19 protein-coding genes and 1 pseudogene are annotated in these 24,363 nt (G+C 72.6%); 7 read left to right on the forward strand and 13 right to left on the reverse strand.

The features are described from left to right. The first annotated feature begins 29 nt into the window (after positions 1–29). Positions 30–1,151: an alpha/beta hydrolase gene (locus OG435_RS36680; RefSeq protein WP_266883729.1), complete on the forward strand. Its 1,122-nt coding sequence runs from the start codon at positions 30–32 to the stop codon at positions 1,149–1,151. Here the strand turns inward: OG435_RS36680 and OG435_RS36685 are convergent. The 3 genes from OG435_RS36685 to OG435_RS36695 form a co-directional block, all read right to left on the reverse strand. Continuing rightward, positions 1,123–1,365, reverse strand: coding sequence for a hypothetical protein (locus OG435_RS36685; RefSeq protein ID WP_266883731.1), 243 nt, complete (start codon positions 1,363–1,365; stop codon positions 1,123–1,125). The two genes, OG435_RS36680 and OG435_RS36685, sit on opposite strands and share 29 nt — an antisense overlap. Positions 1,366–1,517: 152 nt before the next feature. Then, a complete protein-coding gene (locus OG435_RS36690) occupies positions 1,518–2,201 on the reverse strand; it encodes a response regulator (protein ID WP_266883733.1) in 684 nt (227 codons plus the stop codon). Beyond that, on the reverse strand, positions 2,198–3,421 hold the full coding sequence (locus tag OG435_RS36695; RefSeq protein WP_266883734.1) for a sensor histidine kinase: 1,224 nt from the start codon (positions 3,419–3,421) through the stop codon (positions 2,198–2,200). The genes OG435_RS36690 and OG435_RS36695 overlap by 4 nt, the downstream gene beginning before the upstream one ends. 206 nt (positions 3,422–3,627) lie before the next feature. On the opposite strand from OG435_RS36695, the gene OG435_RS36700 reads away from it, so the two are divergent. Further along, positions 3,628–5,841, forward strand: a complete 2,214-nt coding sequence (locus tag OG435_RS36700) for an MMPL family transporter (RefSeq protein WP_266883736.1) — start codon at positions 3,628–3,630, stop codon at positions 5,839–5,841. A gap of 75 nt (positions 5,842–5,916) precedes the next feature. Here the strand turns inward: OG435_RS36700 and OG435_RS36705 are convergent, their stop codons facing one another. The 6 genes and pseudogenes from OG435_RS36705 to OG435_RS50215 all read right to left on the reverse strand — a co-directional run. Further along, positions 5,917–7,722, reverse strand: a complete 1,806-nt coding sequence (locus tag OG435_RS36705) for an ABC transporter permease/substrate binding protein (RefSeq protein WP_266883738.1) — start codon at positions 7,720–7,722, stop codon at positions 5,917–5,919. After that, complete coding sequence (locus OG435_RS36710; protein ID WP_323187984.1) at positions 7,722–8,795, reverse strand: quaternary amine ABC transporter ATP-binding protein; 1,074 nt, start codon at positions 8,793–8,795, stop codon at positions 7,722–7,724. The genes OG435_RS36705 and OG435_RS36710 overlap by 1 nt, the downstream gene beginning before the upstream one ends. A gap of 180 nt (positions 8,796–8,975) precedes the next feature. Continuing rightward, positions 8,976–10,127, reverse strand: a complete 1,152-nt coding sequence (locus tag OG435_RS36715; RefSeq protein ID WP_323187985.1) for a SigB/SigF/SigG family RNA polymerase sigma factor — start codon at positions 10,125–10,127, stop codon at positions 8,976–8,978. Positions 10,128–10,315: 188 nt separating this feature from the next. Next, complete coding sequence (locus OG435_RS36720) at positions 10,316–11,548, reverse strand: MalY/PatB family protein (protein ID WP_266883740.1); 1,233 nt, start codon at positions 11,546–11,548, stop codon at positions 10,316–10,318. Between the two features lie 3 nt (positions 11,549–11,551). Beyond that, positions 11,552–12,451 carry a PTS transporter subunit EIIC gene (locus OG435_RS50210; RefSeq protein WP_323188026.1) on the reverse strand — a complete coding sequence of 300 codons (900 nt, stop codon included), beginning with the start codon at positions 12,449–12,451 and terminating at the stop codon, positions 11,552–11,554. A gap of 73 nt (positions 12,452–12,524) precedes the next feature. Continuing rightward, a pseudogene (locus OG435_RS50215) lies at positions 12,525–13,145 on the reverse strand (PTS transporter subunit EIIC); the annotation flags it as partial. Positions 13,146–13,358: 213 nt separating this feature from the next. On the opposite strand from OG435_RS50215, the gene OG435_RS36730 reads away from it, so the two are divergent. After that, positions 13,359–14,921, forward strand: coding sequence for a S8 family peptidase (locus tag OG435_RS36730; protein WP_266883742.1), 1,563 nt, complete (start codon positions 13,359–13,361; stop codon positions 14,919–14,921). Between the two features lie 93 nt (positions 14,922–15,014). Here the strand turns inward: OG435_RS36730 and OG435_RS36735 are convergent, their stop codons facing one another. Both OG435_RS36735 and OG435_RS36740 read right to left on the reverse strand, forming a co-directional pair. Further along, positions 15,015–16,505 (reverse strand): cellulose binding domain-containing protein, encoded by a 1,491-nt coding sequence (locus OG435_RS36735; RefSeq protein WP_266883744.1) that lies wholly within the window; start codon positions 16,503–16,505, stop codon positions 15,015–15,017. Further along, positions 16,433–18,106 (reverse strand): beta-N-acetylhexosaminidase, encoded by a 1,674-nt coding sequence (locus tag OG435_RS36740; protein WP_266883746.1) that lies wholly within the window; start codon positions 18,104–18,106, stop codon positions 16,433–16,435. Before OG435_RS36740 ends, OG435_RS36735 begins: the two co-directional genes overlap by 73 nt. A 250-nt stretch (positions 18,107–18,356) precedes the next feature. Here OG435_RS36740 and OG435_RS36745 point away from each other — a divergent pair, with 250 nt between their 5' ends. The 3 genes from OG435_RS36745 to OG435_RS36755 are packed head-to-tail and all read left to right on the forward strand — an operon-like array spanning position 18,357 to position 19,734. Continuing rightward, positions 18,357–19,202, forward strand: a complete 846-nt coding sequence (locus OG435_RS36745) for a GntR family transcriptional regulator (protein WP_266883748.1) — start codon at positions 18,357–18,359, stop codon at positions 19,200–19,202. Between the two features lie 11 nt (positions 19,203–19,213). After that, positions 19,214–19,414: a hypothetical protein gene (locus tag OG435_RS36750; protein ID WP_266883750.1), complete on the forward strand. Its 201-nt coding sequence runs from the start codon at positions 19,214–19,216 to the stop codon at positions 19,412–19,414. Beyond that, positions 19,414–19,734, forward strand: a complete 321-nt coding sequence (locus OG435_RS36755; protein WP_266883752.1) for a hypothetical protein — start codon at positions 19,414–19,416, stop codon at positions 19,732–19,734. Before OG435_RS36750 ends, OG435_RS36755 begins: the two co-directional genes overlap by 1 nt. Positions 19,735–19,828: 94 nt before the next feature. On the opposite strand, the gene OG435_RS36760 is transcribed toward OG435_RS36755, so the two are convergent. Beyond that, positions 19,829–20,653, reverse strand: coding sequence for a GntR family transcriptional regulator (locus tag OG435_RS36760; RefSeq protein ID WP_266883754.1), 825 nt, complete (start codon positions 20,651–20,653; stop codon positions 19,829–19,831). Between the two features lie 125 nt (positions 20,654–20,778). Further along, positions 20,779–22,446, reverse strand: coding sequence for an IucA/IucC family protein (locus OG435_RS36765; RefSeq protein ID WP_266886415.1), 1,668 nt, complete (start codon positions 22,444–22,446; stop codon positions 20,779–20,781). 118 nt (positions 22,447–22,564) lie between these two features. Between OG435_RS36765 and OG435_RS36770 the strand changes: the two genes are divergently transcribed. Continuing rightward, on the forward strand, positions 22,565–24,358 hold the full coding sequence (locus OG435_RS36770; protein ID WP_266883756.1) for an IucA/IucC family siderophore biosynthesis protein: 1,794 nt from the start codon (positions 22,565–22,567) through the stop codon (positions 24,356–24,358). The last annotated feature ends 5 nt before the right edge of the window (positions 24,359–24,363 follow it).

Consider the following 24,363-nt stretch of genomic DNA (forward strand, 5'->3'; position numbering starts at 1 on the left):
CCCCGCACAGGGCTCAGGAGTCACGCACGATGAAGCACGGCACTCGCCGGGAGGCGCAGCACGGACACGGTCGGGGCCAGGGGCACACCGGCGACCGGCCGCCCCGCTGGCGGCGGTGGGTCGGGGTGCTCGTCCCGCTGGTGACCGTGTGCGGGCTGGCCGCCGGAGTGCTGGTCCACCTCGACCCGTTCGACGACACCGGCGACGTCGTGCACCTCGACGAGCCCCGCGCCTCGGCCCGGGGGCAGGCCGGTGACGCGCCGGGCGACCCGCTGACCCTGATGCCCACGGGACCGACACCCGAGCTGAAGGTGTCCGGCACCATCCCGCAGGACGGCAGCAAGGTGATGGTGACCACCCTCGCCGGAAAGAAGTCCCACTTCACCGGCAAGGTCTGGCTCTGGGTCCCGCCGCAGTACCACGACCCGAAGTACGCGCACAGCGGCTTCCCCGTGATGATCGCGCTGCCCGGCGGGCCCGGCTTCAACGAGAACTACTGGAGCGGGAGCAACCTCAAACTGGAGGCGGACATCTCCAAGTGGTCCAAGGAGGGCTCCAGCCTCCCCTTCATCCTCGCCATGCCCGTACTGAACCCGGCCCCCGACAAGGGCGGGCTGTACTGGGACGGCAGTGACATCCCCGGTCAGCCGAAGATGGGCACCTGGCTCACCGAGGACGTCCCCGACCTGGTCCGCGCGACGTTCCGTACGATCAAGTCCCGCGACGGCTGGGCCTTCATGGGCAGCTCCTCCGGCGGGTTCGCCGGGCTCAAGGCGGTGCTGCAGAAGCCCGACCAGTTCCGGGCCGTGATCGCCGGCGGGCCCGACATCGTCCCCGACTCCCGGCTGTGGAACGGCCACCCCGCCGAGAAGGCCCAGAACAGTCCGCCCGAGCTCGCCCAGAAGCTCATCGCCCGGGGCGGACCCGAGGTGGACCTCGCCTTCCAGGTCGGCACCAAGGGCAGCGACGTCCAGAACCGGCCGCCGATCGAGAAGTTCATCAAGGACTACGGCAAGGGGCCCGTGAAGACGAAGTTCCACGTCGACGAGGGCGGCGGCCACGACGCCTACACCTACGTTCCCGGCATGTACGACGGCGGGCTCATCCAGTGGATCAGCAAGCTCATGCGAGGGCCCGTCCCCAGCCCGTGACGGGTGCGGGGCTCACGGCCAGGACCGGCGCCGCCGGAGATCCGTACCGGTGCCCGCAGGGATCGAAGACCAGGACCACCGGCTGCCCCGGACGCTGGCGCCAGGAGATGCGCTCGGGGGCCTCGTCACACACCGGGCAGCACGGCAGCGGACTCGGCTGATCCGCCCGGTACTCGGGGGCGGCCGCAAGCTGCGTGGAGTGCGGATCGCTCATGGAGACTCCCTGGTCGTGCGGTTGGGCTGCTCGCACTGTGCCATGGACCTGCCCCCTTGCGCACGGGTGAATCCTCCAGTGTTCCGGCGATGTTCCGGCAGGTCAGAGGGGTGTGCCCGGGCTCCTGCCGCCCGTCCCCGGGGAGTTGGCGCTCAGCGCGGCCCCCCGGCGACCTCCACCACACCCGATTCGTAGGCGGCGATGACCGCCTGGGCCCGGTCGCGGACGCCCAGCTTGCCGAAGATGCCGGTGATGTGGTTCTTGACCGTGGAAACGCTGATGTCCAGGTCTGCGGCGATCTCGGCGTTGTCGAGTCCGCCGGCGAGCAGCCGCCAGATCTCCCGCTCCCTCGGTGTGAGTTCGGCCGGGACCTCGGCCGTCCGGCCGGCGGGCCGCACGGAGCCCCGTACGACCGCGCCCCGTACATACGTGGAAATCAGCCGGGTCAGCAGACGCGGTGCCACCACGGCCTCACCGGTGTGGACGGTCCGGATCGCGGCGGTCAGCTCCTCCGGGGAGACGTCCTTGGGCAGGAATCCGCAGGCTCCGGCCCGCAGCGCGGCGACCACGTACTCGTCCATGTCGAAGGTGCTCAGCGCCAGGACTCGGCACTGCGGCAGCAGCGCGGACAGTCGCGCGGTGGCCTCGACCCCGTCCAGGACCGGCATCCTGATGTCCATGACGACCACGTCGGGCCGCAGCCGCTCCGCGAGGGCGACCGCTTCGGCGCCGTCGCCGGCCTCGCCGACGACCTCGAACTCCGGCTCGGGGGCCAGGATCAGGGCCAGGCCCCGCCGGACGAGCGGCTGGTCGTCTGCGATGAGCACACGGATCATCCGCGTTCTTCCTCTCCCTCTCCCCCGGGGGCGCCCGGCTCCGGCGGCGCCGGCAGGCGCGCCGCCACCCGGAATCCGCCGGAGTCCAGGGCGGCCGCCTCCAGGGCGCCGCCCTGCAGGGCGACCCGTTCGCGCATTCCGATCAGACCGTAGCCGCAAGCGTGGCCCGGCCGCGAAGGCGCCGGCCGGTTCCCCGCTCCGTCGTCGCGGACCTCCACCGTCACCTCGTCGGGACGATACGTCAGCCGTACGTGGGCCCGGGCCCGCTGCCCGGCGTGCTTGCGGGTGTTGGTCAGCGACTCCTGCACGATGCGGAAGACCGTCAGGCCCAGGGCCGGCGGCAGCGGACGGACGGGCCCGTCCACGGTGAACCCGGTCTCCATGCCTCCGAGCCTGGCTTCGGTGACGATCCGCTCCAGGTCACCGGTGCCGGGCTGCGGGGCCGGCGGGGTGCCTTCCGGCTCCTCCCCCGCCCGGAGCACGTCGAGCAGCTGCCTCATCTCGCTCAGCGCCATGCGCCCGGAGCCCTCCAGGGTGACCAGGGCCTCGCGCGCCGTCTCCGGGTCGTGCGCGAGGTTGGCCCGTGCCCCGCCGGCCATCAGCTGCATGGTGGTGATGTGGTGGGCCACGATGTCGTGGAGTTCGCGCGCGATCCGGCGGCGCTCGTCGGCCACAGCGCGTTCGGCCAGCAGGGTGCGCCTGGCTTCGGTCTCCTGTTGCCAGCGGCGCGTCAGCAGGGCGGCGGCGACGACGAGGAGGACGGCGATCGTGTTGCCGAGCAGGGCCGTGAACCGGGTCGTCCCGGCGTAGCCGCTGCCGATCACGGTCAGCGGTACGGTCGCCAGGGCGGCCGCCGTGGTGACCGCCGGGCCGCGCAGGCGGGCCACGGAGTAGAGGGCGACGATCGCTCCCGCGGAGAAGTGCGGGCCCTGTGACGTGATCAGGTTCAGTACCAGGCCGAGGGCGAGGACGGCGCAGAGCACCGTCACCGGCCTGCTCCGCCGGGCCAGCAGGCAGGGCGCGGTCAGGACCACCAGGACGAGTGCGGGCACCGTGAGGGCCCGGCCGTCCTCGGTGGCGGAGAGCGAATAGCCGGTCAGGTCCACGACGATGACGGCGATGGCCAGGAGCGCGTCGTTGCGGGTCCAGTTCAGGGCCTGGATCCCGTACGGGAGTCGCGCCGCGCGCGCCGCCCCGTTGTCCGTTCTGATCATCGTCATGCTCCATCTTCCCATCGGGCGGTCCCCGGACCGTGGGCCCCCAGGAGGAGGGCTGACCAGGACCGGAGTCCTGGTCGGGGGCCCGCACCGGGCCCTGGTCCCGGGTGCGAGCTCCTCCCGGGACCCGACGTTTCGGGGTGCGGCCGGTGATGAGCTGGTGAGCGGGCCGGGAACCCCCGGCCGACGCCCCCGTTACGGAGGACTCCTTGATCCGCGCCCTGACCGCCTTCGCCACCCGAAGTCCATGGAAGGTCATAGCCCTCTGGGCGGTACTGGGCATCGCCCTGGCGCTCCTCGGCCAGGCGTTGGTCTTCCGCGCCACGCAGGCCAGTACCGGCGAGTTCCTTCCGGACTCCTACGATTCCGCGGCCGCGCTGAAGGTCGCCGAGGAGCACTTCGGGGTGAAGCCCGATGCCAACCCGCTGACCGTGCTCGTGGCCCGCACCGACGGTGCGCCGCTGACCGCCGCCGACGAACGGCGGATCGACGCACAGGCGCAGAAGCTGACCCGGCAGCGGATCGTCATGCCGCAGCCCAAGGACACCCCGCCCTTCCTGGTGCAGGACCGCTCCCAGCTGCCCCGGGTCAGTCCGGCGATGACGGCGCCCGACCGGAGCTTCCGGCTGCTGTCGGTCGAGCTGACGGGCAATCCCATGGATCCCGGGATGCAGGATCTGTACCGGGCCTTCCGGGACCGCACCCGGGCCGAGTTCGCGGCGGCGGATCTGCGGACCGGGTTCACCGCCGGGCTCGCGGACACCGTGGACACCGCCGACGCGGACGAGACCCGCTCGAAGATCGTGGGCGGCGCCATGCTGGCGGTGATCGTACTGCTGCACGTGCTGGTGTTCCGCAGCGTTCTGGCGGCGTTGCTGCCGCTGGTCGCTGTCAGCATCATCGGCGGGGCGGCGGCCGGGGTCGTGGTCGGTACCGCACTGCTGACCGGGATCGAACTCGACGCGTCCACACCCCAGCTGATCAGTGTGGTGCTCGTGGGCATCGGCATCGACTACTTCCTCTTCCTGCTCTTCCGCTTCCGCGAGCAGTTGCGCAGGCACCCGGAGCAGTCCGGCCGGGCCGCGGCGTACGAGGTCGCCGGCCGGGTCGGTACGGCCATCACCTGCGCGGCGCTGACCATCGTCGCGGCGTTCTCCACCCTCGCGGTGGCCACCTTCGGTCAGTTCCGGGTGCTGGGCCCGGCCATCGCCGTGTCCGTCCTGGTGATGCTGCTCGGCAGCCTGACCCTGATGCCGGCGATCCTCGCCGTTACCGGCCGCAGGATGTTCTGGCCCTCGCGGGCGCTGAAGCGGGAACCCCGCGCGGGTGTGGCCGCACGGACGGGCGGCCTGGTGGCACGGCGGCCGCTGACCCTGGTGCTCGCCTCGGTGGCCCTGCTGGGGGCGCTGGCCGCGGGGCTGGCCGGGATGCGGGTGGACTACGGGCAGAGCGGCTCGGGCGGGGAGCGTACGGCCTCGGCGGCGACGGCGGCCGAGATCGCCCGCGCCCTGCCCGCCGGGGTGTCCGATCCGGCCGGCGTGTTCGTGACCGCCTCCGACGGGGGCACCCTGACGGCCGAGCGCCTCGGCGGACTCTCCCGCGCGCTGGCGTCGGTCGGCGGAGTGGGCCAGGTGGCGCCCCCGGTGCTGAGCCCGGACCGCCTGGCGGCCCGCATCGACGTGTTCCCGACGGCCGACTCCCACGGTCAGGAGGCCCGCGACCTGGTCTCCGGGCCGGTCCGGGACGCGGTGGCCGCGCACCGGCCGAAGGGTACGGAAGCACATGTCGGCGGTACCGCGGCGATCTTCTCCGACATCGCCTCCGCGGTGGACAAGGACCTGAAGGTGGTCTTCCCGGTGGCGGCGGCCCTGATCGCGCTGATCCTGTTCCTGCTGCTGCGGAGCCTGCTCGCGCCGGTGGTCCTGATGCTCTCGGTGGGTCTGGGCTTCGCGGCCACGCTGGGGGCCTCGACGCTGGTGTTCCAGCACGCGGCGGGCCGGCCGGGCGTGGACTTCTCGCTGCCGCTGGTGCTGTTCCTGTTCGTGGTCGCGCTGGGCACCGACTACAACATCCTGATCACGGACCGGATCAGGGAGGAGATGGACCGGCCCGGCCCGGCCCGTGCGGCCGTGGCCCGGGCCGTGCGCCACACGGCGCCCGCCATCGCGACCGCGGGCCTGGTGCTGGCCCTCTCCTTCGGGAGCCTCGCCGCGAGTCCCGGATCCGCCACCCAGCAGATCGGCTTCGCCACGGGCCTCGGGATCCTGCTCTCCGCGTTCCTGCTGTCGATCGTGCTGGTGCCGGCCCTCGCCGCGGTCCTCGGCCGGTTCCTGTGGTGGCCGGTCCGGCCGCGCCCGGGTGCCGGAGGGCCCGCGCCGGCCGGCGGCGGCCACCGGGCGCCCGAGCGGGTCATGACCGGCTGAGGCGCCGGCCCGGCCGTGCGGGGGCCGGTGCGCGAAGCTCCGTAGCAGGGATTTCGCGCACCGGCCCCCGCACGCTCAGGCCCGCTTGTCGACCTCGGGGTGCTCGGACAGCCAGGCGCGGACGGCCTCCTGCTCCTTGCCCTTGCCGGACTCCTGGATCTTGGCCTCCAGGCCGGTGAGCTGGGCCTCCGTCAGCTTGAAGGACTTCAGCCACTGGGCCACCTTCGGCTCGTCGGCCGCGAAGCCCTTGCGGGCGACGTTGTGGATGCCGTCGCCCTTGCCCCAGGCGCCCTGCGGGTCCGCGAGCTTCGTCAGCTCGTACGAGGCGTACGCCCAGTGCGGCGACCAGAGGACGACCGCGACGGGCTCCTTCTTCTCGTAGGCCCGCTTGAGTTCGGCGAGCATGCCCGGGGTGGATCCGTCGACGATCTTGTACTCGCCGTCGAGCCCGTACTGCGGCAGCACCTTGTCCTTGAGCAGGCCCATGGCGCCGGCGCTGGGCTCGATGCCGATGATCCGGCCCTTGAACTCGCCCGCCTTGCCCTTCAGGTCGGCGAGGGTCTTCACGTCCTTCACGTAGGACGGGACGGCCAGCTCGATCGAGGTGGGTCCGAACCAGGAGCCGAGGTCGTCGAGCTTGTTCCCGTACTTCTTCCAGTACTCGGCCTGCGTGGAAGGGAGCCAGGCGTCGGTCTGGAAGTCGACCTGGCCTCCCGCGAGGCCGGTGTAGAGCGCGCCGAGCTCCAGCTGGCGGGCGTCGACCTGGTATCCGCGGCGCTCCAGGAGCTCCTTCCAGAGGAAGGTGGAGGCGATGCCCTCGTCCCACGGGATGTAGCCGATGCTGAGCTTGCGGCCCTTGCCGATGTTCTCGACCCCGGCGCCGCCGGCCGCGTTGACCTGCGACTTGCCGGAATCACCGAAGATGCCCAGGCTGCCGGCGACCAGCGCCAGCACCAGGGCCGAGGCCACGGCGAAGACGGGCTGCGGGCGGTGGCTCCACACCTTGGCGGTGCCGGTGGCGGCGGCGCGCGCCTTGGCGAGGGCGCGGCGGCCGAGCGGGGAGACCTGACGGCCCAGGGCCCCGGTCATCCGGTCCAGGTACATGGCGAGGATGACGATGGAGATGCCGGCCTCGAAGCCGAGACCGATGTCCACGCTGCCGATGGCCCGGTAGACGGCGCCGCCGAGGCCGCCGCCGCCGACCATGCCGGCGATGACCACCATGGACAGGCCGAGCATGATGACCTGGTTGATGCCCGCCATGATGGTGGGCAGTGCCAGCGGGAGCTGGACCCGTACGAGGGTGTCGCGCGGGGTGGTGCCGAAGGCCTCGGCGGCCTCGACCAGTTCGGCGTCGACCTGGCGGATGCCCAGTTCGGTCATCCGGACGCCGGGCGCCAGCGAGAAGATGATGGTGGCGATGATGCCGGGCACCACGCCGACCCCGAAGAAGATGATGCCGGGGATGAGGTAGACCATGGCCGGCATGGTCTGCATGAAGTCCAGGACGGGCTTCAGGACGGCGCTAACCTTGTCGGAGCGCGAGGCCCAGATGCCCAGCGGGATCGCGAAGACCAGCGTGACCAGGGTGGCGACCAGGACCAGCGCGAGCGTGGACATGGCGTCGGGCCACAGGGCGACGGAGTCGATCAGAGCGAAGCCCGCGAAGGCGAGCACGGCGGCGAGCAGGCCGCGCAGCCACCAGGCGGCGACGGCGAGGATACCGGCCAGCAGCAGGGGGTTGGGCGCGGACAGGACTGCTTCGATGCCGTCGTAGAGCCCGGTGACGAGCGTGGCGATGGTGTCGAACAGCCAGGACAGGTGGATCTGGAGGAAGTCGACAGCGCTGTCGACCCAGGATCCGAGGTTCAGGCGCGGCATCAGGCAGCCACCTCCGTGCAGTCCAGTGCGGCGCGTCGCTCGTCGCCGATGAAGGCGACGAGGCGGTCCTGCGGGACGGAGCCGACGACGGTGCCGTCGGCGGCGGTGACGGCGACGGGGTGCGGGATGCGGGCGCTGACGGCGCACACGTCGGCGAGCGGGGTGCCCGCGGAGACGGTGGGGCAGCCGCAGGCCGGCCGGCCGCCGGGGTCCCCGGTCATGACGGCGTCGGCCGTCAGCACCCGCGAGCGGTCCACGTCCTGGATGAAGGAGGCGACGTACTCGTCGGCGGGGCGGGTGAGGATGTCCTCGGCCGTGCCCTGCTGGACGATGCGGCCGTCGCGCATGACGGCGATGGAGTCGCCGAGCCGCATGGCCTCGTTGAGGTCGTGGGTGATGAACACGATGGTCTTGCCCAGGCTCTTCTGGAGTTCGAGCAGCTGGTCCTGCATGTCGCGGCGGATCAGCGGGTCGAGCGCGCTGAAGGACTCGTCCATCAGCAGCAGGTCGGCGTCGGTGGCCAGGGCGCGGGCGAGGCCGACGCGCTGCTGCATGCCGCCGGACAGCTCGTCGGGCCAGGACTTCTCCCAGCCGCCGAGCCCGCAGAGGGCCAGCGCTTCGGCGGCCCGCCGTTCGCGCTCGGCCCGGGGGACGCCCTGGACCTCCAGGCCGTAGCCGGCGTTCTCCAGCACGTCGCGGTGCGGGAACAGGGCGAAGTGCTGGAAGACCATGCTGATCTTGGTGGAGCGTACGCGGCGCATCTCGGCGGGCGAGAGGGCCGTGAGGTCCTCGCCGTCGAAGAGGATCCGGCCGGCGGTGGGCTCCAGCAGGCCGTTGAGCATGCGCAGCAAGGTGGACTTGCCCGAGCCCGAAAGACCCATGACGACGAAGATCTGGCCGGGCTCGACGCGGAACGAGGCGTCGATCACCGCCGCCGTCGTGCCCTCGGCGCGCAGCTCGTCGCGGTCGGTCTCGCCGCTTTCGAGCGCCTGGACCGCCTTCGCGACGGCCGCGCCGTTGTCGGGTCCTTTACCGAACACCTTGTACACATGCTCGGCTATGAGCGTGGACACATACACCTCAAGGGTCGTACCGGAGACGGCCCACCGGCGTAGTGCGGCCGGCGGGCCGTGGAGCGCGACGGGATCCGCCCGTCACCCGCGCCCCGGCCACTGCGGCCGGCGGACGAGTCCACTCCAGCAGCGCTAGTGCCCCGACTTAACCTCTGCAAACGGTGAAGTGAGTCATGTCACTTACGCTGCGTCGCCGCCCGTACCCGCCGCTGCGCCGCCGCCACCGGATTCCACTTGGTCCGGGGCCCCGGCTCCGGGGCCTTCCGGGTCGGCGAGCATCGAGGCCCGCAGATGCGCGAGCACCCGGGTCAGGAGGCGCGAGACCTGCATCTGCGAGATGCCGAGGGCCGCGCCGATCTGGGCCTGGGTGAGCTCCTCGCCGAAGCGCATCGACAGCATGCGCCGTTCGCGGTCGCCGAGGCGTTCCAGCAGCGGCGCCAGGGTCTGGATGTCCTCGACGCGCTCCAGCGCCGGCTCCTCGGCCCCCATCGTCTCGGCGAGGCTGTGGCCCTCGGTCCGGCCGTCGGCCCGCTCGGAGCCCGGGGCGTCGAGGGAGCCGCTGGTGTGGCCGTTGGCGGCGACGAGTCCCTCGATGACCTCTTCCTCGGTGAGCGAGAGGTGCGCGGCGAGGTCGGCGACCGTCGGCGGGTGGTCCAGGAGCGCGGTCAGCTCCTCCTTCGCCTTGGCCAGGTCGATGCGCATCTCCTGGAGCCTGCGCGGTACGCGGACCGCCCAACTGGTGTCGCGGAAGTGCCGCTTGATCTCGCCGGTGATGTACGGCATGGCGAGGGAGGCGAACTCCACCTCGCGGGCCGGGTCGAACCGGTCGATGGCCTTGATCAGGCCGATGGTGCCGACCTGGAGCAGGTCGTCGAGGTCGCCTCCGTCGCCGCGGCCGCGGAAGGGGCGCATCGCGAACCGGACGAGTGAGATGTTCATCTCGATGAGGGTCTCGCGGACGTACCGGTACTCGGGGGTGCCCTCCTCGAGCTCGTGGAGCCGTCGGAAGAAGAGTCTGGTGAGCTCACGAGCGTCCGCGGGGGCCACCTCGCGGGGCTCCGCGATCCGGGGCGGCAGCGCGGTGGCGGCGGGCTCGGCGGCGGGGCCCTGGGCCCGGCCGGCGGCGGGGTCCGGGACGGGGGCGGCGAGCCGGCCGGCGCAGGGGCCGGGGCGGCGACCGGTGCGGGCAGCGGCCCGGGCACCGGGAAGGGAGCCTGCGAGGGAGCCGGTCAGGGGCTCGGCGCGAGGAGCGGGAACGGAGCCGGTGCGGGGACCGGGAACGGAGCCGGACAGAGGGCCGGCGGTATGGGAGAACGGGGCGGGTTTCGGCACGGGGTCGCTCCTTGGGCTGGTCGGCTTGCGGCGCATGACCTTGATGGGCGTACACCCTAGCCGGTTCCGGATCCGTTCCCCAGTTCCCTTCTTCGTAGATCAACCAGCCGGGGCCCGGCCGTATTTACGGCAGGGCCCCGTTCCGGTCGCACATCGGCCGTCCGGCCGCAATGCCCTCGGCCGTCCGGTCAATTCCCTCCGGCCGCGGTCCCGGTGGCGGTTCCCGGGGCGGCTTCGCGGGCCGCTCCGGAGGGGGTGCCCGCGGTGGTGCGCAGCGCCCGGATCAAGGCCTCGATACCGGCTTCCGCCTTGGAACGCGGGCAGCCCACGTTGAGGCGCACGAAGCCCGCGCCTTCGGGCCCGTAGGCGGTTCCGGGCATGATCGCCACCCTCTCGGTATGAATCAGCTCACGTTGGAGCGCCTCGTCGGGAACTCCGAGGGGGCGGAGATCGATCCAGGCGAGGTAGCCGGCCCGGGGCGGATGCCAGTCCAGCTCGGGGAAGGCCCGCGTCAGGCGCTCGCGCACCATCTCCAGGTTCCCCGCGACATAGGCGTTGAGCGCGTCGAGCCACGGCCCGCCCTCGCGGTAGGCGGCGATGTGTCCGGCGACGGAGAGGACGGCCGGGGAGGACAGCCCGTCGGCGTCCTTGAGGAGGGTGAGGTAGCGCCCACAGGACTCGGTGTCACCGAAAATGCCGTAACTGCCCGTCAGCGCCGGGATGTTGAAGGACTTCGAGGCGGAGGTCACGATGGCCCAGCGGCTGCCGGGGCGGCCGTGCAGTGCCCAGGGGCGATGGGGGGTGTGCGCGAGGTCGGAGTGGATCTCGTCGCTGATCAGCGCGACCCCGTACCGCTCGCACAGCGCGGCCATCCGCTCCAGCTCGGGCCCGCTCCACACGTGCCCGGTGGGATTGTGCGGGGAGCAGAGCAGCAGCACGGTGGTGTCGGGGCGGGCCAACTCCCGCTCCAGGGCGTCCCAGTCGTGGAGCGGGACGCCGCGCATGTCCCGCCCGCGGGCCGCGAGCAGGCGGGGGAAGGCGTCGTAGGCCGGGGTGTGGACCACGACCCCGTCGCCGGGTGAGGACCAGAGGTCCAGGATCCGGCCGACCTGGTAGAGGACGGCGGGGGCGTAGGCGATGCGGTCCGCGTCGACGGGGGTGTCGTAGCGGGTGGCGTACCAGTGCCGGACCGCGGAGAGGAAGTCCTCGTGGCGCCAGCGGGAGTAGCCGAGGACCCCGTGCTCCAGGCGGCCGCGCAGGGCGGCGAGCACCTCGGGGGCGGTCTCGAAATCCATGTCGGAGATGGTGAAGGGGAGCAGCCCGGGGACCCCGAAGCGGTCCTCGACGTAGTCCCACTGCGTGCACCAGGTGCCGTGCCGGTCGACCGGTGCGTCGAAGTCGTAAGTATCGGTCGTGGTCATGGTTCAGCCGACCGGGGTGAGCTTGGCGAGGGCGTCCTTCACGGACTGCACCTGGGGGCCGATGATGACCTGCACGTTGTGCCCGTCGAGCCGGACCACGGCGATGGCTCCGAGCTTCTTGAGCCGGGCGTCGTCCAGCAGGGCGGCGTCGCCGACCGTCATCCGCAGGCGGGTGATGCAGTTGTCGAGGGCGTGGATGTTGGCCTGGCCGCCGAGGGCTTCGAGGATGGCGACCGGGTCGTACTTGCCGGCGACGAGCTCGGCCTTCGGGGTGTCCGCGTCGGCGGCTTCGTCCGCCGCGCCGGAGTCCGACGGCTCGTCGTCGCGTCCGGGGGTCTTCAGGTCGAACCTGGTGATCGCCCAGCGGAAGAGGAAGTAGTACACGGCGAACCAGATCGCGGCGATCACCGGGACCAGGTACCACTTGGTGGTCGTGCCCTGGAGGACTCCGAAGACCAGCAGGTCGATGATGTTTCCGTCGGTGTTGCCGATGTACACGCCGAGGACGGCTGAGACCAGGAAGCCGAGGCCCACCAGGACCGCGTGGATCAGGTACAGCCACGGGGCGATGAAGAGGAAGAGGAACTCGAGCGGTTCGGTGACCCCGCCGACCACGCAGGCGACGACACCGGAGATGAGCAGCGCCTTGATCTCCGGGCGCATGGTGCGCTTGGCGCAGTGGTACATGGCGAGCGCGGCGCCGGGCAGGCCGCCGAGGTACGCGGCCATCTTGCCCTGGGACAGGAACTGGGTCGCGGTGTGCGCGGCCCCCGAGGGGGTGGGGCAGGAGAGCTGGGCGTAGAAGAGGTTCAGGGCTCCGCTGACGTTCTCCCCGCAGACCACTCCGGCGCCGCCGGCGTCGGTGAAGCGGAACAGTGCGACGAGGATGTGGTGCAGGCCGATGGCGCAGCAGCACCTCGCCCATGCCGAAGAAGAAGGGGCCGAAGACTCCGGCGTGCGCGATGCCCGTGCCGACGGAGGCGATCCAGCTGCCGAGGGTGGGCCAGACGAGCGGGACGAGGAGTCCGACGATGCTCATGGCCAGGGCGGAGACGATCGGGACGAAGCGCAGGCCGCCGAAGAAGGCGAGCGCGTCGGGCATCTGCTTGGTGCGGTAGCGCTTGTGCAGCAGGGCCACGATGACACCGACGGCGACCGCGCCGAGGAGCCCGGTGTCGATGGACTTCACGCCCAGCACGTCGGCGATGCCGTAGTGCGCGATCTCGCCCTTGTCCTCGAAGTCCACGCCGCGCGTGGTGAGGAAGAAGTTGACGGCGAGGTTCATGGAGGCGAAGCCGACGAAACCGGAGAAGGCGGCGACGCCCTTGTCCTCGCGCGCCAGGCCGAGCGGAATCGCCATCGCGAAGAGCACCGGGAGGAACTTGAAGGCCACCAGTCCGGTGTTGGACATCCAGGTGAAAGCCAGCTGGAGGGGTTCGTTGTCCAGGAAGGAGAGGTTCTGCAGGACGGCCGGGCTGGAGAGCGAGGAGCCGACGCCGAGCATGATGCCGCAGAAGGCCAGGAGCGCCACGGGCAGCATGAAGGTCTTGCCCAGGCCCTGGAGGAATTCCCAGAGCGCTGCCTTCGTCTTCTTCATGGTGGATCTTTCGTCCGGATTCGGAGTGGGTCGCACATAAAGATTCCGTTCTGTGAACGAGTGGCGCTAAGAGGACAAGGGCCTCAATCCCGAGGGTCCGATTCCTCCCACGAGGGCCCTTGTACGGACCCCCGGGCGGACCTTTCGCGGTCCTCTTGTGCGGAGCTTGTGAACGCAGCACTCTGAGCGGACGACTCAGGGGGGTCTGAATTCATGATCATGCGATCGCGCTTATTGCTGCGGTACGGAACCGCACTCGCACTCGCTTCGGCGCTCGCGCTCGGAGTGGACACCGGGGCCTCGGCCGCGGACCTTCCGGAGGGGGAGGTCCTGTACGCCGGCGCGCCCGGAGCCGTCGGCGACAGCTACCTCGTCCTGCTGGACCCGGCGCGCGCGGGTTCCCGTACGGACCGGGGCCGGTACGTGGTCGAACGGTTCGGCGGCAAGGTGGCCCGGACCTACGACTCGGCGGTCAACGGCTTCTCCGTCAGGATGACGGAGCGCCAGGCCCGGCGGCTCGCGGCCGATCCGGCCGTGACCACGGTCGCGCAGAACCGGAAGCTGCACCTCGACACCACCCAGCCGACCCCGCCGTCCTGGGGCCTGGACCGGATCGACCAGCGCAGGCAGCCGCTGAACAACGCCTACACGTACGCGTCTTCGAGCGGTCTGGGCGTGACCGCGTACGTCATCGACACCGGTGTCAACATCAGCCACAAGGACTTCGGCGGCCGGGCCCGGTACGGGTACGACGCGATCGACGACGATTTCGTCGCCGAGGACCTGCACGGACACGGCACGCACGTGGCCGGGACCGTCGCGGGCACCACCTTCGGGGTGGCCAAGCGCGCCAAAGTGGTGGCCGTCCGGGTCCTGGACGCGAGCGGGTCGGGCACGACCGAGCAGGTGGTCGCCGGCATCGACTGGGTGACCCGGAACGCGGTGAAGCCGGCCGTGGCGAACATGAGCCTGGGCGGTGACCCGGACAGCGTCCTGGACGCGGCCGTGCGCGGTTCCATCGCCTCCGGGATCACCTACACGGTGGCCGCGGGCAACCAGGACAAGGACGCCTCGACCCACTCGCCGGCCCGGGTCTCCCAGGCGATCACGGTCGGGGCGACGAGCACCCACGACGCCCGCTCCACGTACTCCAACTACGGTTCGCTGGTGGACCTGTTCGCCCCCGGCGACTCCATCACCTCGGCGGTGTGGTGGGACGACGAGTGGAGCACCCAGATGTCGGGGACCTCGATGGCCTCCCCGCACGTCGCGGGCGCGGCGGCGATCTACCTGTCCCTCAACCGCACCGCCACCCCCGCCCAGGTGGCGACCTACCTGAAGTCCAAGGCCACCACCGGGGCGGTGCTCGACCGCGGCTCCGGCTCGCCCGACCGCTCCCTCTACCTGGGCAGCGTGCCGAACCGGGTCGTCGCCAAACGCGTCTCCAACACCAAGAACTACGCGGTCGGGGACCTGAAGACCATCAGGTCCCCGATCACGGTCAGCGGTGTCGAGGGCCGCGCCCCCTCCAAGCTGGAGGTGGAGCTGGCCGTCAAGCACCCGGACTCCGGGACCCTGCGGATCGACCTGATCGCTCCTGACGGGACGGTCTACCCGGTCAAGGACGAGTACACCGACTGGGGCGAGAGCGACCTCGTCGGGCTGTACACGGTCAACGCCTCCTCGGAGACGGCGAACGGGGTGTGGCGGCTGCGCGTCTACGACGCCTTCGCCGGGAACACCGGGTACCTGGACTGGTGGGCGCTGCGGTTCTGAACGGAAAGGTTCTGAACGAGAGGTTCTGAACGGAAAGGCGGTGCGCTCCGGGGCCGAGGGCCCCGGAGCGCACCGTTGTTCACCTCGGTTGGATCAGCTGGTGGGGACGGTGTCCACGAAGGCCGTTCCCGCGGTCCGGTAGCCTCCGACCTTGGCCGCCACCTGGGCCGGGGTGAGGACCTGGTCCTTGACGTGCAGGACGTAGTCCACCTTCTGGTCGTAGGCGCGCGGGGTAGAGCCCGGCTGCCCGTTGAGGTCGATCAGCCACTGGTTGAAGTTGATCGACATGCCCCGCTCGGGCAGGTACTTGGCGTCGTGGACGCCGAAGACCTGGCCGTCGACGTAGTAGGTGATGGCGTTGTTGTCGATGGTGAGCACCAGGTCGTGCCAGCCCGCGTAGCTCTGCCGGGACTCGGTGTGCTGGTTGACGGCCACCCACGGGTCGGCCTGGTACGTCTCCCACGACGTGGTGTAGAGGATGTTCGAGGGCTCGCCCCAGCCGCCGTTGGGGAGGTACTCGAAGTCGTACTCCGAGTAGTCGTCGGCCAGCGGGGCCTTGAGGTCGTTGATGGGGAAGAAGGTCTGCACGAGGTGGTCCCCGTCCGGGCCGTACTTCGGGGCGTCGGAGAACTTCACCCGCGCCGCGTAGGTGCCGTTCTTGAACTTCATCGTCTTGGTGAGGATCTCGGTGTGCTTGGTGCTCTCGCCGGTGCCGGCCGTCGAGGTCTCCAGGTTCATGATCGTGTTGCCGCCCTCGGCCGCGAAGGTGACGTTCTCCGGCGCCCAGGTGGCGCCCGGGACGCCGGGGCCGCCCGCGTTGGAGCGCACGCTCCAGCCGTGGGCCCCGATCGCCGGGTCGGAGGAGGAGGTGTACGTGAAATCGTCGAAGAGGGTGGCTCCGGCCGGTCCCGGGTCGGTCGGGGTCGGCGTGGGAGTGGGCGTGGGGTCGGTCGGAGTCGGCGTCGGGTCCGGGGTGTTGCCGCCGGGCGCGGTGCCCCAGACGGTGCCGGTGCCCAGCTTGGCGGTCACCTTGTCCCAGTCGGCGTACGCCGTGCGGGACCCGTCGAAGGAGTAGTCGTCGGACTGGCGCAGCGTCTGCCAGTCGGCGCGGTAGAAGCGCAGCTGCATGTCGCCGGTGTCGGCGCCCGGGGCGAGGCTGCCGGCGCCGCCGGTGAAGGTGATCTCCAGGTAGCGGTCGGCGGTGGCCGTCGGGGTGGCCAGGGTGCCGAAGGTGCCGGTGATGTTGGCGCAGCCCTTGACCGCCCAGGAACAGGCGTACCGGTACTGGGTGCTGGGGCTGTCTGCCTTGAAGTAGTAGCGGAAGGAGACCTGGTTCAGGGCCACGGTGCCGGAGCCGTTGTTGACCACCTTGAACCAGGGCTCCGCCTGGTCGGCGGTGGCTCCGGTCGCGCTGGTGCGGTACTGGACCTTGACGGAGTCGGCCGCCGCGGTCGCGGGCAGGGCGCCCAGGGCGGCCGAGCCGAGACCGGCGGTCAGGGCGAGGGCCAGGGCTACGGCCGTACGGCGCTTGCGGCTGGGGGCGTGAGGAGGGGTGTGGCCGGGGGCGTGGCTCGGGGTGCGCATGCTGCGTTCCTCTCGGGGTGGGGGGAGGGAAGGGATCGGCCGCGCACGCCGAGGGCGGCGAGCCGGGTCTGGTGGTGGCCTTGGCGCCGGAGGAAGTCCGGCCAGTCGCGGTGCGCCGACCAAGCGGTGTCGGCCAGGGCGCACAGCCGGGGGAAGGCCAGGTATTCGAGCTCCGCGGGGGTGCGCGCGTACTCGGTCCACAGCTGCGCCTGGGTGCCGAGGACGCGGCGTGCGGCCTCGGGCTCCCAGTGCGCGGGGGCGGGGTCGTTGTCGTAGACCCCGCGCAGGTCGAGCACGCCGCCGTCCTGGCCGCGCGGTTCGCCGGGGTCCGCGGACTGCGGGTAGTCCAGGTAGGTGGAGCGGTAGGGGGTCATGATCACGTCGTGGCCGCTTAGGGCGGCGGCCCGTCCGTGCTCCGCGTCGAGCCAGGCCAAGGCCGTGAAGGGGGCGGGCAGTTCCGTGCCGGTCCCGGTCCAGCCGAGCGGGCGGCGGCCGAGCCGGGCCAGGTGCGCCGCGGCCTCGCCGAGGAACCAGCCGTGGAGGGCGCCCGGGCCGGACAGCCCCTCGGCGGCGATCCGGGCGCGGGCGGCCGGGGAGCGTTCCCATTCCACGCGGGGGCATTCGTCGCCGCCGAGGTGCACGTAGGGCCCGGGGAACACGTCCGCGACCTCGTCCAGGACACCCCGGCAGAAGTCGAGCACGGTGTCGTGGACCCCGAAGACGTTCTCGCAGACCCCCCAGCGGGTCCACGTGTCCAGCCGGACGCCGGGCCGGTTGCCGAGTTCGGGGTAGGCGGCGAGGGCGGCGCGGGCGTGGCCGGGCATCTCGATCTCGGGGACGACGGTGACCCCGCGGCGGGCCGCGTAGGAGACGAGCCCGGTCAGCTCCGCGCGGGTGTAGGCGCCCTCGTGCGGGATGCCGTCCCCCTCGGTCTCGGCGCGACGGCCGCCGGTCCCGGTGAGCCGGGGATAGGCCGCGACCGGCATCCGCCAGCCCTGGTCGTCGGTGAGGTGGAGGTGCAGGACGTTGAGCTTGTGCAGCGCCAGCAGGTCCACGAAGCGGCGTACGTAGTCCACGGGCTGGAAGTGCCGGGCCACGTCCAGCAGGACTCCGCGCCAGGCGAACCGCGGCCGGTCGGTGATCCGTACGCAGGGCAGCGACCAGCCGCCGGCTGGCGTACGGGCCTGCGCGCCGTCTGCGGCCAGCCCCTCGGGCGGCAGCAGCTGGCGCAGGGTCTGCACCCCGTGGAGCAGACCCTCGGGGCGGGCGGCGCGCAGCAGGACGGAGTCGGGGCCGACGGTGAGGGCGTACCCCTCGGCGCCGAGCGGCTCCTCGCCCGGGCCGGCGGGGGCCGCGTCCCCGGGGGGCAGGAGGAAGGTGATCCGCCCGTCGGGGTCCGGGGCGAGCGGCAACCCGGTGGCGGGGGTGAGCAGTTCGCGCAGCAGACCGGCCGCCGCCTCGGCGCCGGGACCGGCACGCAGTCCGGTGCGGTGGTCCAGGGTGAAGCGGCCGGGCAGGACGGTCACCGAGTCGGGGCGCGGGACGAGCCCGAGGCCGGAGGGGAGGGAAGCGGCGGCGGTAGCGGGAGTGGCGGCGGTCACGGTCTCGGAGATTCCTCACCTGGCTGTTCCGTCAACCCGTCCGGCACCTCATGCGACAACTCATGCGAGGAGGAGTGGAGTTGACCAACTGACCAATTGGTTAGCTGAGTGGCTAGAAGGTGACACGGCCCGCGTGCGCCGTCAACCCCGCACGAAGAATTTCAGCGGACTCCTCGCGCCCGCCCTCCCCCGAGTGGTTAGATGCACATGACCAGTTGGACAGGTGAGCAGAGAGAAATGGGGGCGGGCCGTGACGAAGGACGCAACCGACTCGTCAGGATCCGTACTCAAGCGCGAACGGGTACGCGAGCACCTGCTGGGGCTCATCGACATCCGGCGGCCCGGCGACGCGATCCCCTCCGAACGCACCCTGTGCGCCACGCTGGAGGTCTCCCGTCCCACGCTGCGCGCGGCGGTGGACGAGCTCGTGGCCACGGGGCTGCTCGTACGCGAGCACGGGCGCGGGATGTTCGTCGCGCCGGCCAAGATCACCCAGGAACTGGCCGCCGACGAGGCGGCCTTCGCGATGCGGCAGGCCGCCGGGCACTGGTCCAGCCGGGTCCTGGACCACTCCACCGTGCAGGCGGGGGCCCGGATCGGCCGCCGCCTGCGCATCTCCCCCGGTGCGAGCCTGCTCTACATCGCCCGGCTGCGACTGGTGGACGGGGCCCCGATGGCCATCGAGCACCTGCACATCCCGGCCGCCCTGGTGCCGGCCCTGACCCCGGCGGAGCTGGAGGCCGGGGACCTCTACGAGCATCTGCGCGACCACCACGGCGTGTACGTGCACGAGGCGCAGCAGTCCATCGAGCCGACGGTGGTGAACGAGTCGGAGGCGGGCCTGCTGGACGTTCCGCTGCTCTCCCCCGCCCTGCTCATCGAGCGGCTCACCACCGACTCCACCGGCCGGCCCGTGGAGTACGTCCACTCCGTGTACCGGGGCGACCGCTACCGGATCGTCTCCCGCCTGGCCCTCGGGGTGTCCCCCGGCTCCGGGCGGCCGGGCGGCCACCACCCGGGGATCCCGCCGGGCGATCTCGGCCGCCGGGCGGTCATCACCTCCACCACCACCGGGGACGTCCACACGAACACGTGAGGGGCCGGACCGTGGTGGAGGAATCCCTCCAGGACCCCGGGCAGAACATCTTCATCGCCGCGGGATACCTGGCCCAGCTGAAGGCGGAGAGCGAATTCGCCGACGTACCCGCGCAGGAGATGACTCCCGCCCGGTACCAGGAACTGGCAGCCCGCTACAACGGCGGCCCGTACTGGCAGGATCTCGACGACGCGAGGGGAGCACTCGGCTGATGCCCCCTCGCTCCGGCCCGGACCGGACGCCTTCGGACGACGGCTGCCTGAAACGGGTCCTGACCGTCCCGCTCGCACTGCTCTACGCGATCGTCGGCTGGTTCCTGTACACCGCTCTCACCACCCGGCCGTCCGGCACCTGTGACGACGAGGCCACCGCCGGCATCCAGCTGTCCTGCCTCCTCGCCATCGTGGCGAGCGCCCTCGGCCTGCTGATCACCCTCCTTCCCTCGATCCGCCCCGCCATGGGGCGGTGGTGGCTCGCCCCGCCCCTGGTGCTGGGAGCCACCGCGGCCGTCCGGTGGATCCTGGGGAGCTGAGACGCGGAACCCTGCACGTGACTGTGTCGACGAGACCGTCCTGCGAGAGATCAACGGAGGTGCAGCGCCCGCAGTGCGACGTCGGCCGTGTGTGCTAGGTGACCCGGAAGCCGATGGCGGCCGGGGAGCGGTCGAAGGTCAGCCGGTCCCAGGTGGGGAAGGCGAGATCGGTGACGGCGAGCAGCCGGCCTGAGGCGTCGTGCAGGGTGCGGCGTACGGAGAGGCCGCCGGGCGGGGTGGCGGCCTGGGGCGAGTTGGTCCGGGTCATGGTGATGGTCTCGGCGACCCGGCCGGCCCGCGCGGCACCCTCCAGCCAGTGGTGCAGGGGACCCAGGTCCTCGTCCCGGACGCCCGCCACCAGGCGGTCCCGGTAGCGGGCCAGTTCGGGGGTCCGGACCACGGTGCGGGGACAGAGGTACGTCACCGCGTGCCGCCGGGTCTGGCCCGTCGGGCCGCTTTCGCGGTGGTGGTGGACCAGGGTCTGCTCCCCGCCCCGCATGCCGAGCTGGTCGGCGAGTGCCGGAGCGAGCGTGACGAGGGTGAGCCACGCCTGGGCCGCGTCCCCGGCGGGTGCCTGCGCGGGCGCGGGCGCCGGTACGGGGGTGGCCACCGACGCCGGGGCGGGGCCCGGGGCAGCGGGGCCCGCCGGGGGCGCCACCGGGGGCCGGTGCCCCTCCGTCGGGAAGGCCGGCCGGGTGCCCCGCCGTCCGGTGACGACGAGCCCGTCCTCCCTCAGGTGCTGGAGGGCGGCCCGGATGGTCTGCCGGTTGACCTCGTAGCGGGCGGCGAGGCTGCGCTCGGAGGGGAGACGGGCGCCGGGGGTGAGTGCGGTGAGGTCGAGCTCGCGCCGCAACGCTGCGGCGATCCGCTGGTACTTGGGCGTGGCGGCCGGGCCGCCGCCCCGCGAAGGGGAGGGCATGGCTTCTCCTCTGACGGGAGGTCAAGGACTGCGCGGTCTGCCCGACCAACGTAGCATTGGTCTATACCTGTCGGTGAGGGGGGATCCGGTATCCGGACCCTCTTTGGCCGGAACCGCACGCTCCCTCAGGACCGCAGCGGGTTGGGAAGCGGCAGGTAGCGGGAGTCCGCGCCGTCGGCCCGGGTCCAGCGCAGCAGCAGGTTGGTCTTGGCCGGGAGGGCGGGGGCGGCCAGCAGGGCGGCGACCTCGGGCAGGTCGTGGGCCTCGCCGCAGCGCCGGAACTCCTCGCGGGCCGCGGGCCACAGCTCCCCGGCCGCCTCCGGACGGCTCTCCGCGAGCGCGCCCGCCACCTCGGTCAGGTGGTTGACCACCAGGCAGTAGACGAGGCGCTGCCAGGCGGCCTCCCGGTCCAGGTCGGGGAGGAGTTTCACGCCCTCCGCGTCCCGGAAGAGGGCCTGCGCGGGCATGCCCTCGGCGTCGACCGCGACCAGGGTGTTCTGGAGGTGCGCTTCCAGGACCACGCCGTGCCGGGCGAAGAGGTGCAGCACGGGCGGCACCACCTGGCGCAGGTACGCCCGCCACCACGCGGCCGGGTCGGCCGTCCCCGCGAGCGGGCTGCCCGGGTACCCCTCCGCCAGCGCGGCCGCCAGCAAGGGGGTCAGCCCGGGCTCCGCGTGCGCCGCCAGGCCGTCACGGACGAGGACGGCGAGCTCCTCGAAGGCGAAGGCGGCCGTCCGGTACCCCCGGTCGGACAGCCAGGCCGCGCCCGACCCGGACCGGCGCAGTTCCGCGAAGCCCGCCTCGACCACCGCGTCCGTACGGCGCAGTTTCAGCAGGTCGTGCCGCCACAGCCGGCGCACGTCGTTGGTGATCCGCACGTCGAGGCTGAACTTCACGAACAGATCGGCGGCCGTGCCTGCCCTGCCGCTGCCGGCGGTCCCGCCACCGGTCACGCCGCCGCCACCACCGCCGGGAACGTAGAGGGTCCGGATCGAGGCGGTCGGCCAGACCGGCACCCGCCCGGTTCCCAGCGACAGCAGCCTCCCGTCCGCGAGGGCCTCGCGGACGGCGGGACTGCCCGCGACCAGGTCGAGCTGCCAGGGGTGGGCGGGCAGCAGCCGGTAGCCGGCCGGCGGGCGCGGCCCGCCCAGCGCCTCCGCCAGCGAGTCGATCGCGCCGGCCGCCGCCGGCCCGCCCTCCTCCACCACCTGGTCCTCGCGCACGCCGAGAAAGGCCAGCGGGAAGCGGCCGTACGCCTCGGGGGCGTACGGCAGCCAGCCGTTGGCCGGCCCGCCGCCGCGGGCCTTGGGGGCCGGGTGGTGGGGGTGCCCCATGACCAGCGACTGCTCCGAGCGCACGTACGGGTCGGCCGGCGGCGGTGTGACCGCGCGGGCGGCCAGCAGCGCGGCGACGGTCCCGCGGCTGTCGGCGATCTCGACCGGGAGCTCGTCGTTGGACACCCCGGTGTACAGCCGCAGCTCGTCGGAGACGAGTTTGACCAGCTCGGTATGGTTCAGCGGATGCCAGCCGGACCCGGTGCCCAGCTCGGGCCGTTCGGGCCTGCGCCCGCCGCGCACCCGCAGCGACCGGCCGCTGCCCGACAGCCGGTACGCGCACCAGCCGTCCCCCGCGGAACCCGCGGGCCCCCCCGTTCCGCCCGTGCCGCCCGCCCCGGCGGACCCGGACGGCGGGACCGGTTCGGCGGCCTCCCGCAGGAGGCAGTTCAGGAGCGGGGCGGCCGCGTAGGTGTCGGCGGCGGCGTTGTCGGTGGCGTTGAGGTCCACGGATTCCATTCGGTCCAGCTGGAGCGCCGGAGGTGCGCGGGGCGTACCACCGGCCGTGATCTTCAGTATCCGCGATGATGAAGTGATCATCACGTCACCCGAGAGGACCGGGGCCCTGGATCCCAGCATGCACCTCCCCGCCCCCGCGGCCGAAGAGGCCGTGGCCGCCGAACTGGCCGGACCGGCCGGAACCGGCCCCACCGGCCTGCCCGGCCTGCCCGGCCTGCCCGGCCTGCCCGGCCTACCCGGCCTGATCGGACCGATCGGCTCCACCGGCTCGACCGCCCCCACCGGCCTGATCGGACCGATCGGCTCCACCGACCCGACCGCCCTGATCGGACCGATCGGCTCCACCGACCCGACCGCCCTGATCGGACCGCCCGACGCACGCCCCGGCCTCGCGGCGGCCTACGCCGCCGCGCTCCCCGGCGCGCGCGCCGCCGTCCTCACCCGGCTCTGGCGGGCCTTCGCGTTCGAGCCGCTGCCGTGGATCACCCGCCGGGAACGGGGTTCCGGCACGCTCGTGCTCCGGCTCGCCTCGGGGTCCCGGCTGGAGGGCCCCCTCCCCGACCCGTACGCGACGACCTTCTCCGCGGTCCGCGCGAGCGCGCCCCCCGTGACCGAGCTGCTGCTCGACGGGCGCCCCTACCGGCGGGCCGCCGCGCTCGTGGCGGCGCTCGGGCTGCCGTACGGGGAGGAGTTCGCCGCCGAGCTCGACGAGAGCACGGCCTCCCTCGCCCTGTCCCGCGCCGGCCAGCCGGCCGACTCCGGGACGGGCGGCGCCGCGGCGGGGCTCGCCGCCTGGGAGTGGGAGCAGCGGGTGGTGGACGGCCATCCGTACCACCCCAACTGCCGCTCCCGCCCCGGTTTCACGGTGGCCGAGCAGCTCGCGTACGCACCCGAGCACCGGCCCGTGGTCGCCCTCGGGCTGGCCGTCGTACGGGCCGGGGAGTGCCGGGTGACCGGGGAGTGGCCGGAGCGATGGCGGGAGGCCGGGCGCATCCTCGTACCGGTCCACCCCTGGCAGGCCGCGCACGTGGTGAAACAGGGACAGCCGAAGGAGGACCGGCACGGGAGCGGGAACGTGTACGAGCTGCGGCCCGGGCCCGCCGCGCACCCGCTGATGGCCCTGCGCACCCTGTCCCCCGCCGACGGCGGGCCGCACGTCAAGACCGCGCTCAGCACCCGCCTCACCTCCTCCGTGCGGGACATCTCCGTCTACTCCATCGAGACGGCCGCCGCGGTCTCCGCCTTCGCCCAGAGCCTGTCCGAGCGGCTCGACGGCCGCCTGCACGTCACCCGCACCCTGGGCGCCGTCACCGCCGGCACCCCGGACCTGGCCGCCGTGCTCCGCGAGCCGCCCGAGGCGTACGCGGACCGGGGCGCGGGCGAGCAGGTCCTGCCCGTGGCCGCGCTGGCGCTGACCCCGTACGCGCGCTCCGACGCCTGGCGGGCCGGTTTCGCCCGCCTCGCGCTGTCGGTGTGCCTGCGCGTCCTGGACCTCGGAGTGGCCCTGGAGGCCCACGGCCAGAACCTCCTGGTCGTCCTGTCCGCCGACGGCACCCCGCAGCGGCTCGTGTACCGCGACCTCGCCGACATCCGGATCAGCCCGGCCCGCCTCGCCCGCCACGGCCTGTCGGCGCCACCGCTGTCGGGGCGGCTGATCACCGACGACGTGACCCTGCTGCGCCGCAAGCTCTTCGGGTCCCTGGTGGCGGGCGCCCTCGGCTCCACGGCCGGTTCGGCCGCCGCGCTCGCGGCGGACCTGGCGGCGGCCGAGCCCGGCCTGCCGTCCACCGCCGACACCCGGGCCCTGCTGACGGGGCCGCTGCCGACCAAGGCACTGACGCTGATGCGGCTGAGCCCGGGGGTGCCGGGCGACCAGTGGGCCGCGCTGGACAATCCGCTGACCGGGGGCTAGGCCGT

The sequence above is a fragment of the Streptomyces sp. NBC_01264 genome (assembly GCF_026340675.1).
Classification (GTDB): domain Bacteria; phylum Actinomycetota; class Actinomycetes; order Streptomycetales; family Streptomycetaceae; genus Streptomyces.